This is a genomic window from Streptomyces himastatinicus ATCC 53653 (genome assembly GCF_000158915.1).
Classification (GTDB): Bacteria; Actinomycetota; Actinomycetes; order Streptomycetales; family Streptomycetaceae; genus Streptomyces; species Streptomyces himastatinicus.
The window spans coordinates 7,938,233-7,954,299 of record NZ_GG657754.1; the positions used below are offsets into that span (position 1 = coordinate 7,938,233).

Consider the following 16,067-nt stretch of genomic DNA (forward strand, 5'->3'; position numbering starts at 1 on the left):
CCGCGCTCTCCGCCTATCTGGTCAAGCCGGGCCGCCGTTCCTTCGAGCTGGACGCCCTGTCGGTCGAGTACCTGGGCCGTGAGCTGTCCCCTGCGGCCGCGGCGGACAGCGGGCAGCTCGCCTTCGGCGCCGACGAACAGGCCGAGCAGGACGCCCTGATGATCAAGGCGCGTACGGTCCTCGACCTCGGCGAGGCGTTCCGGGGCCGCTTGGAGGAGGTCGGCGCGGCCGGGCTGCTGAGTGATGTGGAGCTGCCCACCTCCGAGCTGCTGGCCCGGCTGGAGCGCTCCGGCATCGCCGCCGACCGCGACTGGCTGGACCGTATGGAGCAGCAGTTCGCGGGCGCCGTCCAGCAGGCGGTGAAGGAGGCGCACGCCGCGGTGGGCCACGAGTTCAACCTCGGCTCGCCCAAGCAGCTCCAGGAAGTGCTCTTCGGCGAGCTGGGCCTGCCCAAGACCAAGAAGACCAAGACCGGGTACACGACGGACGCCGACGCGCTCGCCTGGCTGGCCGGGCAGACCGACCACGAACTCCCCGTGATCATGCTGCGCCACCGGGAGCAGGCCCGGCTGCGCTCCACCGTGGAGGGGCTGATCAAGACGATCTCCCCCGGTGGCCGCATCCACACCACCTTCAACCAGACGGTGGCGGCGACAGGGCGGCTGTCCTCGACCGACCCCAACCTCCAGAACATCCCGGTGCGCACGGACGAGGGCCGGGCGATCCGGCGCGGCTTCGTCGTCGGCGAGGGCTTCGAATCCCTGATGACCGCCGACTACAGCCAGATCGAGCTGCGCGTGATGGCCCATCTCTCCGAGGACGACGGCCTGATCGAGGCGTTCACCTCCGGTGAGGACCTGCACACCACGGTCGCCTCCCAGGTCTTCGGCGTCGCCAAGTCCGAGGTCGACCCGGAGATGCGGCGCAAGATCAAGGCCATGTCGTACGGCCTGGCGTACGGGCTCTCGGCGTTCGGCCTCTCAGGTCAGCTGGGCATCGGCGCGGACGAGGCCCGCCGCCTCATGGACACCTTCTTCGAGCGGTTCGGCGGGGTGCGCGACTATCTCCAGCGGGTCGTGGAGGAGGCGCGCGCCATCGGCTACACGGAGACCATGCTCGGCCGCCGCCGCTACCTCCCCGATCTCACCAGCGACAACCGGCAGCGCCGCGAGATGGCCGAGCGGATGGCGCTCAACGCCCCGATCCAGGGCACCGCCGCCGACATCGTCAAGATCGCGATGCTGAAGGTGGACGCCGCGTTGACGGCAGGCGAACTCTCGTCGCGGATGCTGCTCCAGGTGCACGACGAAATCGTGCTGGAGATCGCGCCGGGGGAGCGGGAGCGGGTCGAGGAGCTGGTGCGGCGCGAGATGGCCGGTGCCTTCCAACTGCGCGCTCCGCTGGACGTGTCGGTGGGTGTCGGCGCCGACTGGGAGTCGGCCGCGCACTGAGCGGGCGCCCGGGCGGAAGCGGTGAACCGGCGGAACCGTCAAGTCCGGACCCTCGAATGGCCGCTGACGGGCGGTAGGCAGCGGTAGTCGCGGGCCTTAAGTTGTCGTAGTGTCACCAGGGTTGACGCGCGGGGGAGCGCACTGTGTTCGACGGGAGGGACACACGGATGGCACCGCTTATCGGCCGACGTCTGCGTAAGGGGGCGGCCACGACGGCGGTGGCGGCGGCCGCGATGGCCGCCCTCACCGCATCCCAGGCGCCCGGGTTCGCCGCGCAGGAGCACGCGGACGGGGACCGCCGGGACCGTGACCGGGTCAGTGGGGCGCAGCCCTCGCCCGATACACCCATCGACGGCGGCGGCTCGTACCACACCGATCTGCCGCCGCTGACCAAGCCGGACAAGCCGGGCTCCTCGATCGACCTGCCGGGCTTCCCGGGCAGCAGCACCAAGGCCGAGGCGGGCATCCCGGCGAGCGTCCTCGCCGCGTACAAGAAGGCGGAGGCGTCGCTCAAGGAGTCCAAGCCCGGCTGCAACCTGCCGTGGCAGCTGCTGGCCGCGATCGGCAAGGTCGAGTCCGGCCAGGCCCGCGGCGGTAACGTGGACGACAAGGGCACGACCGTCAGTCCCATCCTTGGACCGGCCCTCAACGGCAACGGCTTCGCCCTGATCAAGGACACCGACGGCGGCGAGTTCGATGGGGACACCACCCACGACCGGGCCGTCGGGCCGATGCAGTTCATCCCGTCCACCTGGGCGAACTGGAGCGAGGACGGGAACGGCGACGGCCGCTCGGACCCCAACAACATCTACGACGCGGCGCTCGCCGCCGGGTACTACCTGTGCGCCAACGACCGTGATCTGTCCGTCCAGGAGGACATCAACAAGGCGATCCTCGGCTACAACCACTCGCAGGAGTATCTGAACACCGTCCTGTCGTGGTTCGAGTACTACAAGAGCGGCACCCACGAGGTCCCCGACGGCACCGGAGTGCAGCCCTCCGAGCGGAGCACACCGTCCGGCGACGGCTCCAAGGCGGGCTCCAAGGAATCCGGCGAGGGCAGCGACAAGGGCAAGGACACGGACAAGGGCCCCGGCAAGGGCAACGACGGTCCGCGCACCCTGCCCAAGCCCAATGACGACCGCGGCGGCTCCACGTCCCCCTCGCCGAAGCCGGGCGACGACGGGACGCAGACGCCCGATCCGCAGCTGCCCAAGCCGCCGACCACGCCGCCCACCACCCCCGCGCCCAAGCCCACCGGCACCGCCAAGCTGACCGCTGTCGGCGCCAAGCAGCTCACCGCCACCGCCGGTGAGACGTTCAGCGGGTCCCCCAAGGTCCGCGCGGTGGACGCCGCGGGCAAGCCGGTGGCCGCGGCCCGCGTGAAGTACGAGATCCGCGGCGAGACGAGCGCCCGCTTCCTCGGCCTCGTCCGCTCCGTCACCGTGCTCACCGGCCTCGACGGCACCGCCACCGCCCCCAAGCTGCTCGCGGGCGAGCAGCCCGGCTCGTTCACCCTGCGCGCCACGGCCGTCGGGCGCGAGAAGGTGGCGCCGGTCGACTACGCCGGGACCGTCAAGGCCCGCCCCGTGCCGCAGGCCGACGCGCTGGCCCGCCTCGGTGACGGCGTCCTCAAGACCGGGACCGGTGGCTCCTTCGCCGATCTCCTCACCGTCAAGGCGACCAACAAGGGCAAGGTCGCGGCGGGCGTCCCGGTCACCGCGACCATGATCACGGACGCCAAGAAGCCCCAGGTGAACGACAAGGGTCCGTACTTCCTGGACGCCAAGGACAAGCCGGTCCGCACCCTGACCGGGCTGAAGACCAACGCCCTCGGACAGCTGACGCTTCCGAAGATCCTCACCGACGAGCACGCGGGCACCTATCTGCTCCGTCTCACTACGGCCGACGGCGCCGTCCTCGACGTCGAGCTGACCGTCACCCCGGCCGCCGCCGACTAGCGGCCGCCGATCCGGGCACACCGCGCGCCGCCCCCGAGCCCCCACCGGGCCCGGGGGCGGCGCGTTCGTGTTGAGCCCTTCGTGTTCTCATCTGCGCCGCCCGTTGCTACGGTGCCCAGCCCCGGCTGTAGCTGACGCCCTGTCAGTTGTCGTCCCCGCACTCACGGGAGGCCCGCATGCGTGCCCTCGCCGCCGCCGCGATCGGACTCGCCGCCGCCCTCGCCCTCGTCTTCACGGTGACGGCCATCGGCGCCCCCGGCGGCACCACCTCCCCCGAGCCGCTGCTCACCACCGTCCCCGAGCACCCCTGAGGGAGGGACGCCCCGCCATGCGCCGCAAAGCCAGCCTGGTGCTGCTCGCCTTCGCCGTCTTCTTCGCCGCCCTCGCGCCGCTGGTGCGCTGGTACGCGTTCCCCCGGCTCGCCAAGATCCCGCCCAGCGAGTACCAGACGGCCGTCCTGGAGGCCCGCCCCGCCACCCTGCTCGACTACGCCACCATGAAGCCCCGCACGGTCCCCAAGGTCAGCATCGTGCAGACCCTGCGCGGGAACGTGGGCGCGGCACGGACGGTCGGCAAGGAGACCGGGCGCGACGTCGTCGTCTGGGACGCCCTGTCGTACATCCAGGGCCCCGACGGCAAGATGGTCTCCCGGATCCCCGAGCGCTACGTCTTCGACGCCCACTCCCAGGACCCGGTGCACGCGGGCGGCGAGCACGTCGACGGCGACGCCGTGCGCCGCGAGGGCATCGAGTACAAGTGGCCCTTCCTCACCGAGAAGCGCGACTACCGCTACTTCGACGCCCAGACCCGCACCTCCGCGCCCATCCACTACAAGGGCACCCGGAACTTCCGCGGTCTGAGCGTGTACTACTTCGAGCAGACCATCCCCTGGACCAAGGTCCCGCTGCCCAAGACCATGCCGGTCGACGGCGTCACCCCCGAGACCGTCCGTAAGGCCGGAACCTCCCGCTGGTACACCACCAAGCGCATGTTCTGGGTCGAACCCACCACCGGCGCACCCGTCAACGGGCAGGAGATCCATCGCGAGGAACTGCGCGGCGGCACCCTGCTGGGCGGCCGGGACCGGGTGACCGTCTTCTCGGGCCACGTGAAGATGCGCGAGGACTACATCGCCCACACGGTCAAGATGGTCTCCTCCCAGCGGCAGCTGGTCCTGGCCTTCACCACGTATCTGCCCTGGGGCTTCGGGGTGCTGGGGGCCGGACTGCTCTCGGTCGCGCTGCTGCTGGAGGCGCGGAGCCGGAAGCCGGGGGAGTCTTCGCCGGGCCCGCGGCGACGGCTCGTCAACCTCCGTCCCCGCGTTCCCTCCTGATAGTGACGCCGGTAGTGATCTCGGTAGTCGGCTGGCTAGCATGCGCTCCATGCCGGGAATCACGATCGAGTTCACCGAACAAGAACTGGCGGAGCTGCGCGCCGAGGCGAAGGAGAAGGGCGTCGCCATCAAGCGCCTCGCCCACGACATACTGACCGAGGACGTCGTGCGGCGGCGTCAGAAGCAGCGCTTCGTCGAGGGCGCCGTGCGCTTCGCCCTGGGCTACAAGGCCGAGTTCGAGCGGGAGTTCCCGGAAGGGCTGCGTTGATCCTGTACGTCGACGCCGGCTGGGTGCTCAACGTGCAGGTCGATGTCTCCCCGGTGAACACCCCCGTGCGCGACTGGGGCGCACTGCACTGCATGAGCGAACGGCACCGCTACGAACGGTTCGCGGGGGAGCCGTACTACGAGGAGGCCGCGGCGCGTGCCGCGACCTTCCTCCACACCTCGCTGATCCTGGAGCCGTTCTCCGACTACAACGCGGTCATCGGCGCGGCCTGCGCCCAGATGTACCTGGAGGAGTCCGGCGAGGCGATCGCCCCGCCGCCCGGCGCCATGGTGGGGCTCATCCGCGACATACGGGACAACCGGCTCCGCCTGAGCGAGACCGCCCGGCGGCTGCGCGCCTGGGCCGTATGAAGCTGATGCTCAGCGGCGGGTATTGGTGCGCCGCGTCGGCTCGGCCGTCGTCGGATCCTCCGGCCACGGATGCTTGGGGTAGCGGCCGCGCAGCTCCGCCCGTACGGAGCGATAGCCGTCCCGCCAGAACGACGCCAGGTCGGCCGTGACCGCGGCCGGACGCCCCGCCGGTGACAGCAGGTGCACCAGCAGCGGCACCCGCCCGCCCGCGATCCGTGGCGACTCCTGCCAGCCGAACAGCTCCTGGAGCTTCGCCGCCAGCACCGGCTGCCCGTTCCCGTCCCCGTAGTCCACCCGCACCCGCGATCCGCTCGGCACCTCGACCCGCTCCGGCGCCAGCTCCTCGAAGCGCGCCGCGTCGCCCGTCGCCCAGGGCAGCAGCCGGGCCAGCGCCTGACCGGCCTCCACCCGCTCCAGATCCGCCCGCCGCCGGGCCCGGCCCAGCTCCACGCCCAGCCACGCGTCCGGGTCCGCCAGCAGCGCCGCCTCCGATACGTCCGGCCAGGGCGCCCCCAGCTCCCGGTGCAGGAACGCCATCCGCTGCCGCACCGCCGTGGCCTGCGCGGACCACCGCATCAGCCCCGTCCCCTCGCGGCGCAGCCCCTCCAGCAGCGCCGCGTGGACGAGCGCCGGGTCGGGCGCGGCCAGCGGCCGGGCCACCAGCTCGATCGCCCCGAGCCGGGACACCCGCCGGGCGACGACGTCCCCGTCGGCCCAGTGCACCTCCTCGCCGTCCGACCCCAGCGCCGCGGCCGCCGTACGGGCCGTCTCCTCGTCGGTGACGGCGGCGAGCCGCACCCGCGCCGACGCGGCGGTGACCGGCCGGTCCGCGACCGCGACGGCCAGCCACGGCGCACCGCCCAGCCGCGACCCGTCGCCCAGCTCGGCCCCGGTCCCGGCTGCCATCAGATACGACCGCCCGCCCCGCACCCGAGCCACCCGCTCGGGAAACGCCAGCGCGACGACGAGCCCGGCGACGGCATCTTCGGATCGGGCCGCGCTGTCCTGCCCCCGCGCCGGGGCACCACCGCGCCTGCCGTCTGCTCGGCCGTGGCCCGCGGTGTCGTCGGCGCGCCGCGCACCGCGGCTGCCGGTGCCCCGGCCGCCACCCGGGCCCGGTGCCCGGAGCCGCCCCGTCAGGCTGTCCGGCGGACGCGGTACCAGCGCCCGCCGACGCGCCCTCGCCGGGCGCATCGGGTGTGGCGCCCATGCCGGGAGCGGGCCCCGGCTGAGCGGTACCGGCGCCCGCCCGCGATTCCTCGGTCCTCGCTTCCGGCGCGGCGTCTCCAGCAGAGGGCGTCTCGGTGATGGGTCCGTCGGGTGCGACCGGGGTGTCGCCGGGGGACTGCCTGGTGTGCGCCCGCTCGGCCCCGCCTGGGGCATCGGGTGCGGTGGTCGTGCCGGGGGCAGCCCCCGGCTGTCCGCTCCCAGCGCCCGCACGCTCGGCCGTCCCCGCCCTCGCGTGCGGCGCGGCGGCGGTGGGTGTCGTCGCCGCCGGCCCGCCGCCCGATCCGCCGCTGGCGGCGTCCATACGCGGGCCGCCCGCGTCCCCCGTCACAGAAAAAATCCAGGCGGCGGGCCTCCTGGCGCCAGCGGGTCGCGTACGGGTCGCCTGCGCGGCGGGCGGTGCGCCAGGCGGCGGCCCGGTCGTCGCCGTACTCCCGCGGCGGCTCCTCGCTCAGCAGGGCCACCACCTCGGCCGCCCGGCGGGCGCCGACCTCGGGGGCGCCGTCGATGAGGGCGCGGGCGAGGCGGGGGTGGAGGCCGAGCCGGGACATGCGGCGGCCGCGCTCGGTGGCGCGCCCGGCCGCGTCGACGGCGCCGATCGCCGTCAGCACCTCCCGCGCGGCGGTCATGGCCCCGCCGGGCGGCGGGTCGAGCAGGGCGAGGCCGGACGCGTCCGGTTCGCCCCAGCACGCCGCCTGGAGGGCGAAGGCCGTCAGGTCGGCCTCGGCTATCTCCGGCGAAGGGAAGCGCGGCAGCCGGGCGTCCTCGGCCTCCGGCCAGCAGCGGTAGACCGTCCCCGGCGCCTCGCGTCCGGCCCGGCCCGCGCGCTGCCGGGCCGCGGCCCGCGACGCCCGTACGGTCGTCAGCGCGCTCAGACCCCGCGCGTGGTCCATGCGCGGCTCGCGGGCCAGGCCGCTGTCGACGACGATCCGTACGCCCGGCACGGTCAGGCTCGACTCGGCGACCGAGGTCGCCAGCACCACCCGCCGCCGACCGCCGTCCGCACCCGCGAGCACGGCCTCCTGCACGGCGGCGGGGGCGCGCCCGTGGACCTGGAGGACGTCCGCGTCGGCACCGCCCAGCAGCCCGGCCACCCGGCCGATCTCACCGACGCCGGGCAGGAAGCACAGGACGTCGCCTGACCGCTCGCGCAGCGCGCGCCGCACCGTGTCCGCGATGTGTTCGAGCAGGGCCGGGTCCACGCGCATCCCATGCGGCGGGCGTACGGGGCGTACGGGCGGCGACCACACCACCTCGACGGGGTGCGACACGCCCGGGGCCGAGACGACCGGCGCGGGGCCGCCGCCGTCGCCGCCCAGCAGCCGCGCCCACCCCTCCGCGTCGGTCGTCGCCGACGCGGCGATCAGCCGCAGCTCCGGGCGCAGCGTGGCCTGGACGTCCAGCAGGAAGGCGGCCGCCGTGTCCGCGTCCAGGTGCCGCTCATGGCATTCGTCCAGGACGACGGCGTCGACTCCGGCCAGCTCCTGGTCCCGTTGCAGCCGCTGGACCAGCACACCGGTGGTGACCACCTCGACCACGGTGCGGGGCCCGGCCTGCCGCTCCCCGCGCACGGTGAAGCCGACGCGTTCGCCGGTCCGCTCGCCGAGCAGCCACGCCATGCGCCGCGCGGCGGCCCGCGCCGCGATCCGGCGCGGTTCGGCGACCAAAATCCGCTGTACCGGCGTTCCGCCACCGTCCAGCAGCCCGGCCAGGACGAGCGGCACGAGGGTGGTCTTACCGGTCCCGGGCGGTGCGCACAGCACCGCCGACCCCCGCAGGTCGAGCGCGCGCAGCAGCTCGGGGACGGCGTCGCGGACGGGGAGCTGCGCGAGGACGTCCGTACGCACGACAGGCCCCCCGCTAGTCCCGCTCGCAGACGAAGACGGCCGTGCCCGGGATGAGGCCGCCGCGCAGCGGGGACCAGCCGCCCCACTCCTGACGGTTCCACGCGGGCCATTCCGGTTCCACGAGGTCGATCAGCCGGAAGCCCCCGGCCACGACGTCCCGTACCCGGTCACCCAGGGTCCGGTGGTGTTCCACATAGGCGGCACGGCCCGCGTCGTCCTGTTCCACATAAGGGGTGCGGTCGAAGTACGAGCCGGAGATGCTCAGCCCTTCGGGCCCCGGCTCGTCCGGGAACGCCCACCGCACCGGATGCGTCACCGAGAACACCCACCGGCCGCCCGGCCGCAGCACCCGGTGCACCTCGCGCATCACCCGGACCGGCTCCGCCACGAAGGGCACCGCCCCGTACGCGGAGCAGGCGAGGTCGAACGAGCCGTCCCGGAAGGGGAGCGCGGTCGCGTCGGCCTGGACCAGCGCGATTCCGGACGGGCTGCCGGCGGCCGCCTTCGCGTCGATCCGCTGGGCGTGCCGCAGCTGCCGGTGGGAGATGTCGAACGCCACGGGGCGGGCCCCGCGCGCGGCGAGCCAGCGCGAGCACTGCGCCGCGCCCGCGCCCACCTCCAGCACGTCGCGCCCCTTCAGCTGGTCCGCTGGCCCGAGCAGCCCGGCCTCCGCCTCGTCCAGTCCCTCCGGGCCCCAGATGAACCGGTCGTCGCCGAGGAAGGCGCCGTGCTCCTCCTGGTACTCGTCCGCGTTGCTGTCCCACCAGCCGCGGCTGGCCCGGCTGCTCTCGGTGTCGTCGGCGATCCGGCGGGTGGCGGTGGGCTCGAAGGCTTCGGGGGCCTCGTCGCGGGCCTCCGCAAGGGCTTCAAGGGCACTCTCGGGGGCCCTGAAGGCACCGCTGGGCTTGTGTTCTTGGACCATCGGACGCGTCGTCGTACTCTCTGTATCGACCTGTGGCTGCGGGGCGCGGCGAGAAACCGCGTCGCAGCAGTGACCTGCAAATTGCCGGGTTCGGGACGTTAGGCCCCACGTGCGCTCTTCGTGCATTGACCATGCCCGGCCGCCCCCGTATGCTACAAGTTGCGCTGCGGGCCTGCGCGACTCAGACGGAGCAGGCCGCGCTCGTATCTGTTGTATGTCCCCTCGGTTGTCGAGGCGTTTACGGTCTCTCGGAACGTTCCGGAAAGATCACGCCTCACAGGCTGTCCGGCTTCGGCAGTGCGGTAAAGGGTCCTCGGCGTAGCAGTACCTACGACTCAATGTCCGTACCGGAGCCCTTTCCCACATGACGAGCAGCACCGAGGCAACCCGCACCACCCCGCAGGTGGCGGTAAACGACATCGGTTCCGAGGAAGCCTTCCTCGCCGCGATCGACGAGACGATCAAGTACTTCAACGACGGCGACATCGTCGACGGCGTCATCGTGAAGGTCGACCGGGACGAGGTCCTGCTCGACATTGGTTACAAGACCGAAGGCGTCATCCCTTCCCGCGAGCTTTCGATCAAGCACGACGTCGACCCGAACGAGGTCGTGGCCGTCGGCGATGAGATCGAGGCCCTGGTTCTCCAGAAGGAGGACAAGGAAGGCCGCCTGATCCTCTCGAAGAAGCGCGCCCAGTACGAGCGCGCCTGGGGCACCATCGAGAAGATCAAGGAAGAGGACGGGATCGTCACCGGTACCGTCATCGAGGTCGTCAAGGGTGGTCTCATCCTCGACATCGGCCTCCGCGGCTTCCTTCCCGCCTCCCTGGTGGAGATGCGCCGCGTCCGCGACCTCCAGCCCTACGTGGGCAAGGAGCTCGAGGCGAAGATCATCGAGCTGGACAAGAACCGCAACAACGTGGTCCTGTCCCGCCGTGCCTGGCTGGAGCAGACCCAGAGCGAGGTCCGTCAGACCTTCCTCACCACCCTCCAGAAGGGTCAGGTGCGCTCCGGCGTCGTCTCCTCCATCGTCAACTTCGGTGCCTTCGTGGACCTGGGTGGCGTGGACGGTCTGGTTCACGTCTCCGAGCTGTCCTGGAAGCACATCGACCACCCGTCCGAGGTCGTCGAGGTCGGCCAGGAGGTCACGGTCGAGGTCCTGGACGTCGACATGGACCGCGAGCGCGTCTCCCTGTCGCTCAAGGCGACCCAGGAAGACCCGTGGCAGCAGTTCGCCCGGACCCACCAGATCGGTCAGGTCGTCCCGGGTAAGGTCACGAAGCTCGTTCCGTTCGGTGCGTTCGTCCGCGTCGACGAGGGCATCGAGGGTCTGGTCCACATCTCCGAGCTGGCCGAGCGCCACGTGGAGATCCCGGAGCAGGTCGTCCAGGTCAACGACGAGATCTTCGTCAAGGTCATCGACATCGACCTCGAGCGCCGCCGCATCAGCCTCTCGCTGAAGCAGGCCAACGAGGCCTTCGGTGCCGACCCGTCCGTGGTCGAGTTCGACCCGACCCTGTACGGCATGGCCGCGTCGTACGACGACCAGGGCAACTACATCTACCCCGAGGGCTTCGACCCCGAGGCCAACGACTGGCTCGAGGGGTACGAGAAGCAGCGCGAGGAGTGGGAGCGTCAGTACGCCGACGCGCAGACCCGCTTCGAGCAGCACCAGGCGCAGGTCATCAAGTCCCGCGAGGCCGACGAGCAGGCCGCTGCTGAGGGTGCGGGCAGCGCTGCCCCGGCGCCCGGCGGCGGGCAGGCCTCCGGCGGCGGTTCGTACTCCTCGGAGTCGGCCGACAACTCCGGCGCCCTGGCGTCGGACGAGGCGCTGGCCGCGCTCCGCGAGAAGCTGGCCGGTGGCCAGAGCTGAACCGCTGTGCCGCTGACCGCTAGCGGCACCGGCTGAACGAGTGTGAGGCCCGTTCCCCTTCGGGGGAGCGGGCCTCACGCATGTTCCGGCGCATGTCCCGACCCACGCATGTCTCAGGCCGCAGACGGCCATGATGCGCACAGGAGTTGAGGGCGGCGCCCGGGAATGCGCCCGCCCCCGTGTGGTGTTTTCGCGTACGGAACACAAGGAGGAGCGGTCACAGTGCTTGATCCGCAGGATTTGTACGCGTGGGAACCGAGTGGGCTCGCCGAAGTCGACGCGATAGCCTCCCGGGATTCGGCCGGGCTGGTGCTGCTCTACCACTTCGACGGCTACATCGACGCCGGTGAGACCGGTGACCAGATCGTGGAGCGGCTGCTCGACGGGCTGCCACGGCAGGTCGTCGCCCGCTTCGACCACGACCGGCTTGTCGACTACCGGGCCCGGCGCCCCCTGCTCACCTTCCAGCGCGACCGCTGGACGGGCTATGAGACCCCGGCGATCGAACTCCACCTGGTGCGGGACGCGACCGCGGCGCCCTTCCTGCTGCTCTGCGGGCCCGAACCGGACGTGGAGTGGGAGCGTTTCGCGGCCGCGGTGCGGCAGATCATCGAGCGGCTCGGCGTGCGGCTCGCGGTGAACTTCCACGGGATTCCGATGGGCGTTCCGCACACCCGGCCGGTGGGGCTCACCCCGCACGGCAACCGCACCGATCTGATGCCCGGTCACCGCGGCTACTTCGACGAGGCGCAGGTGCCCGGCAGTGCCGAGTCGCTGATCGAGTACCGGCTCGGGGAGGCGGGCCACGACGTCCTCGGGGTCGCCGCCCACGTCCCCCACTATCTGGCCCGGTCCGCCTACCCCGACGCGGCGCTCACCGCGCTGGAGGCGGTCACCGCGGCCACCGGTCTGGTGCTGCCGGGCGCGGCACATGCGCTGCGCAACGAGGCGCTGAAGACGCAGGAGGAGATCGAGCGGCAGGTCGCGGAGGGCGATGACGAGCTGGTCGCGCTCGTACGGGGCCTTGAGCACCAGTACGACGCGGTGGCCGGGGCCGACAGCCGCGGCAACCTGGTCGCGGAACCGGCCGAGCTGCCCTCGGCGGACGAGCTGGGCGCCGAGTTCGAACGCTTCCTGGCCGAGCGGGAGGGCGAGGGCGGCGCCTGAGCGGCGGCCCCGTGCCCATATACGGGGCCCGGGGCCCATATAGCCGGGCCCGTGCTCGTATAGCGTGGGCCCCATGCTGAAGCTGGGGCTCACGGGCGGAATCGGCGCGGGCAAGAGCGAAGTCTCGCGAATCTTGGTCTCTTACGGCGCGGTGCTGATCGACTCCGATCGGATCGCCCGTGAAGTGGTCGAGCCCGGAACCCCCGGCCTCGCCGCCGTCGTCGCCGAATTCGGGTCCGGGGTGCTGACCGCCGACGGCCGGCTCGACCGGCCGAAGCTCGGCGGGATCGTCTTCAACGATCCCGAGCGGCTGCGCGCCCTGAACGCCATCGTCCACCCCCTGGTCCGCGACCGCTCCGCCGAGCTCCAGGCGGGCGCCGGGCCGGAGGCGGTGGTCGTCCACGACGTCCCGCTGCTCGCCGAGAACGGCCTGGGGTCCCTGTACGACCTGGTGCTGGTCGTCGACGCCACGCCCGAGACCCAGCTCGACCGGCTGGTCCGGCAGCGCGGCATGACCGAGGACGAGGCGCGGGCCCGGATGGCGGCCCAGGCGACCCGCGAGGAGCGGCTGGCCGTCGCCGACATCGTGATCGACAACGACGGTCCGCTGGAGGAGCTGGAGCCGCGGGTCCGCAAGGTCTGGACGGAGCTGGCCGAACGGGCTGCCGCCACGGACTGAGGCGACGCGCCGCGTATGCGGGGCGGGCGCGCCCGCGGGGCGGGCCGTGCTTGCGGGGCGGGCCGAGGGGGAATGTGGCGCACCAGGTGGTTGTTGTGCTGCCCGTAACGACGATCATCACCGAGGGAACACCCAGGGACCACCGAGGGATCACCCCACACGGGGCCGACGATCACGCAAGCCCGGGGAAGGAAGCGGCTGTGCCCGAGCCCACGCCCGAGACCCATGTCATCGACTACCGCGCCGCGGAGCAGCTGCTCGCCGCTCGAGATCCGCGAGGCGCCGTCAAGCTGCTCGACTCGGTCATCACCGCCCACCCCGAGAACACCGCGGCCCGGCTGCTGCGGGCCCGCGCGTTCTTCGGCGCGGCCCAGCTCCGCGCCGCGGAACTGGAATTCCACATCGTGCTGGAGCGCGAGCCGGACAACGCGTTCGCCCACTTCGCCCTCGCCCGTACGCTGGAGCGCGCCTCCCGCCAGGCCGAGGCCACCCGCCACTTCCGCCTCGCCGCGGCACTCGATCCGCGCCCGGACTTCGTGGAGGCGGCGCGGTTCGGCGAGCAGGGCTGAGCTGCCCGAGGGAGGCTAGCGCCGTCGCCCCCTGACCGGCGCGTACGGCGGCACGTCCCGCCCCGGCTGGTAGTGCGGTCCCTGCCGGATGTGCCGGATGACCAGGGCCAGGTCGATCAGGGTGATCGCGGCAATCGCCGCGCAGGCGGCCGCCCAGCCCGGCCTGCCCACCAGTACGAAGACCACCGCGCCGCCGACGGTCCACAGCAGCCCCCAGACGGCGAGCCACAGCCGCATCCGCAGTGGGGTGCGCGCATGTGCGGGCTCATCGCCCGTACGGATGAATCGCATCGACATGACACCGTCTCCCTCTTCGACGCTACCGCGCCGGGGCCTGTCGGTGGGGTCTGCGATCATGTGCTCAGCACACAGGAGCTGTGCAGCAGCCACCCGCGCAGGAACAGGAGTCGCACGTGATCCAGCAGTCATGGGACGAATCGGCCGCCCGGCGGGCCCGCATCCGCGGCTGTCTGCTCGGCGGCGCGATCGGTGACGCGATCGGCAACCCGATCGAGTTCCGCTCCCTGTCGGGGATCCGTGAGGCGTACGGCCAGCCGGGCGTCACCGGTTTCGTCCCGGACGACAGCGGCGTCGCGGGCCGGATCACCGACGACACCCAGATGACCCTGTTCACCGCCGAGGGGCTCATCCGGGCCCACGCGCTCGCGTCCGCCGAGGGCGCCGGGGGCGCCGTGATCACCGTCATCCGCCGGGCGTACCTGCGCTGGCTCGACACCCAGAATTATCCCGAGCCTCCGCACCAGAGGACCCCGGAGGACATCGGCCGCTCCGGCTGGTTGCGCACCCATCCGTGGCTGTACGCCCGCCGCGCGCCCGGCAACGCGTGCCTCTCCGGCCTCCTCGAAGGCCACATCCCCGCCGTGGACGCCCCCCTCTACGGCGGCCCGGGCCCGGTGAACGGCGGCTCCAAGGGCTGCGGCACCGTGATGCGGTCGGCCCCGTTCGGCCTCACCGGTCTGCCCGCCCGCGACTGCTTCGAACTGTCCGCCCGCTGCGCGCAGATCACCCACGGCCATCCGACCGGCTACCTCGCGGCGGGCGCCCTGGCCGCGATCGTCGCGTACCTCCTCGAAGGCGACTCCCTGGAGGGCGCCACCCTGCGCACCCTGGAAATCCTGCGCGGCTATCCGCGGCACGAGGAGACCGTCACCGCCCTGCGCCGCGCGGTCGACCTGGCGGCCGGTGGCAACCCCACCGCGGAGAAGGTCGAGTCGCTCGGCGGCGGCTGGATCGCCGAGGAGGCACTGGCCATCGGGGTCTACGCGGCCCTGGCGGCCCCCAGCCTCCCGGCGGCGCTGCTGCTGTCCGTCAACCACTCGGGCGACAGCGACTCGACCGGCGCGATCTGCGGCAACCTGCTGGGCGTCCACCACGGCGACCTGCGCCTGCCGCCGTCCTGGCTCGCCCAGGTGGAGGGCCGCGGCACGATAGCCGAGCTGGCCGACGACTTCGCCTCCGTCTTCCACCCCTCCGCTGAGCAGCACGACGCCACGGTCTTCCCCCAGGACCGCTACCCGCTGAGCTGACCCTCGCGGCTGAACCGGCCCTCGCCATTAATCGGTCGAGTGTGCGGGGTGGCCTTTGTTAGCGTGCGTGACGTGGCGAAACTCAATCAGATCATCGCCGTGGAGAAGGGCGTCAAGGCCAAGTCCCACCAGGACCTGACGGCCACCCACCACGGTCTGCAGAAGCCTGCCTTGCTCGCGGGGATATCCCGTACGTACCAGCCGAAGGATGAGGAGGGCGAACAGCTCCCGCCCGAGTCCACCCGTGTCCAGGTCAAGGCCGAGGACGTGCTGCGGGACACGGCGGCCACCCTGACCCGCCTCTTCGACGTCACCGCCACCAAGGACTGGTCGAACTGCACGGCGAAGGCGGACGTGTCGGTCGAGGGCCGCACGCTGCTGCGTGACGTTCCGGTCGCCTACCTCCTCTTCTTGGAGAAGCAACTGGCCGACCTGGGCGCCTTCGTCCGCAAGCTGCCGGTCCTGGACGCAGCCGAGTCCTGGTCCGTGGACCCGTCCACGGATTCCTGGAAGACCGAGCCGGTACGCACTGTCCGTACGAAGAAGGTCCCCCGCAACCACGTCAAGGCGGAGGCCACCGACAAGCACCCGGCCCAGGTCGAGGTCTACTACGAGGACATCCCGGTCGGCTACTGGACCACGGTCAAGTTCTCCGGCGCCCTCCCGGCCCGCAGGGTCAACGAGCTGCTCGACCGTGTCGAAAAGCTCCAGCAGGCGGTCAAGTTCGCCCGCGAGGAGGCCAACGCCATCGAGGCCACCGATCAGAGAGTGGGTGACGCGGTCTTCGGCTACCTGTTCGGGTAGTGTCATGAACTCCCCGCCCGCCGCAGCGCGGACGGGGTGCGCGAGGAG

The 16,067-nt window shown here is 72.2% G+C and carries 14 protein-coding genes and 1 pseudogene; 12 read left to right on the top strand and 3 right to left on the bottom strand.

What is annotated here, in order from left to right:
• The 6 genes from SSOG_RS56585 to SSOG_RS33815 all read left to right on the top strand — a co-directional run.
• A partial coding sequence (locus SSOG_RS56585) for a DNA polymerase (RefSeq protein WP_039939303.1) occupies positions 1–1,451 on the top strand: 1,451 nt, incomplete at its 5' end.
• Positions 1,452–1,618: 167 nt separating this feature from the next.
• Positions 1,619–3,412, top strand: a complete 1,794-nt coding sequence (locus SSOG_RS33800) for a lytic transglycosylase domain-containing protein (protein WP_039939304.1) — start codon at positions 1,619–1,621, stop codon at positions 3,410–3,412.
• Positions 3,413–3,588: 176 nt separating this feature from the next.
• On the top strand, positions 3,589–3,723 hold the full coding sequence (locus tag SSOG_RS51470) for an SPW_0924 family protein (protein WP_009718759.1): 135 nt from the start codon (positions 3,589–3,591) through the stop codon (positions 3,721–3,723).
• A 17-nt stretch (positions 3,724–3,740) separates the two neighbouring features.
• The gene (gene pgfA, locus SSOG_RS33805; protein WP_039939305.1) at positions 3,741–4,745 is read left to right on the top strand and encodes a cell envelope lipid trafficking protein PgfA; all 1,005 of its coding nucleotides are present in this window, start codon (positions 3,741–3,743) and stop codon (positions 4,743–4,745) included.
• Between the two features lie 49 nt (positions 4,746–4,794).
• Positions 4,795–5,013 (top strand): hypothetical protein, encoded by a 219-nt coding sequence (locus SSOG_RS33810; protein ID WP_039942128.1) that lies wholly within the window; start codon positions 4,795–4,797, stop codon positions 5,011–5,013.
• A complete protein-coding gene (locus SSOG_RS33815; RefSeq protein ID WP_009718762.1) occupies positions 5,010–5,384 on the top strand; it encodes a hypothetical protein in 375 nt (124 codons plus the stop codon). The genes SSOG_RS33810 and SSOG_RS33815 overlap by 4 nt, the downstream gene beginning before the upstream one ends.
• Before the next feature lie 9 nt (positions 5,385–5,393).
• Here the strand turns inward: SSOG_RS33815 and SSOG_RS58590 are convergent.
• Positions 5,394–8,458 (bottom strand): annotated as a pseudogene (locus SSOG_RS58590) (ATP-dependent RNA helicase).
• A 13-nt stretch (positions 8,459–8,471) separates the two neighbouring features.
• Positions 8,472–9,380 (bottom strand): class I SAM-dependent methyltransferase, encoded by a 909-nt coding sequence (locus tag SSOG_RS33830; RefSeq protein ID WP_009718765.1) that lies wholly within the window; start codon positions 9,378–9,380, stop codon positions 8,472–8,474.
• Positions 9,381–9,744: 364 nt separating this feature from the next.
• Between SSOG_RS33830 and rpsA the strand changes: the two genes are divergently transcribed.
• The 4 genes from rpsA (at position 9,745) to SSOG_RS33850 (ending at position 13,668) form a co-directional block, all read left to right on the top strand.
• The gene (rpsA, locus tag SSOG_RS33835; protein WP_009718766.1) at positions 9,745–11,253 is read left to right on the top strand and encodes a 30S ribosomal protein S1; all 1,509 of its coding nucleotides are present in this window, start codon (positions 9,745–9,747) and stop codon (positions 11,251–11,253) included.
• Positions 11,254–11,475: 222 nt separating this feature from the next.
• Positions 11,476–12,420, top strand: a complete 945-nt coding sequence (locus SSOG_RS33840) for a PAC2 family protein (protein ID WP_009718767.1) — start codon at positions 11,476–11,478, stop codon at positions 12,418–12,420.
• 73 nt (positions 12,421–12,493) lie between these two features.
• Positions 12,494–13,099 carry a dephospho-CoA kinase gene (coaE, locus tag SSOG_RS33845; RefSeq protein ID WP_039939307.1) on the top strand — a complete coding sequence of 202 codons (606 nt, stop codon included), beginning with the start codon at positions 12,494–12,496 and terminating at the stop codon, positions 13,097–13,099.
• A 200-nt stretch (positions 13,100–13,299) separates the two neighbouring features.
• The gene (locus tag SSOG_RS33850; protein WP_009718769.1) at positions 13,300–13,668 is read left to right on the top strand and encodes a tetratricopeptide repeat protein; all 369 of its coding nucleotides are present in this window, start codon (positions 13,300–13,302) and stop codon (positions 13,666–13,668) included.
• Positions 13,669–13,683: 15 nt separating this feature from the next.
• Here the strand turns inward: SSOG_RS33850 and SSOG_RS33855 are convergent, their stop codons facing one another.
• The gene (locus tag SSOG_RS33855; protein ID WP_009718770.1) at positions 13,684–13,965 is read right to left on the bottom strand and encodes a DUF6343 family protein; all 282 of its coding nucleotides are present in this window, start codon (positions 13,963–13,965) and stop codon (positions 13,684–13,686) included.
• Between the two features lie 116 nt (positions 13,966–14,081).
• Here SSOG_RS33855 and SSOG_RS33860 point away from each other — a divergent pair, with 116 nt between their 5' ends.
• On the top strand, positions 14,082–15,215 hold the full coding sequence (locus SSOG_RS33860; protein ID WP_009718771.1) for an ADP-ribosylglycohydrolase family protein: 1,134 nt from the start codon (positions 14,082–14,084) through the stop codon (positions 15,213–15,215).
• A gap of 72 nt (positions 15,216–15,287) precedes the next feature.
• On the top strand, positions 15,288–16,019 hold the full coding sequence (locus SSOG_RS33865; RefSeq protein ID WP_009718772.1) for a DUF7873 family protein: 732 nt from the start codon (positions 15,288–15,290) through the stop codon (positions 16,017–16,019).
• Positions 16,020–16,067 lie beyond the last annotated feature (48 nt).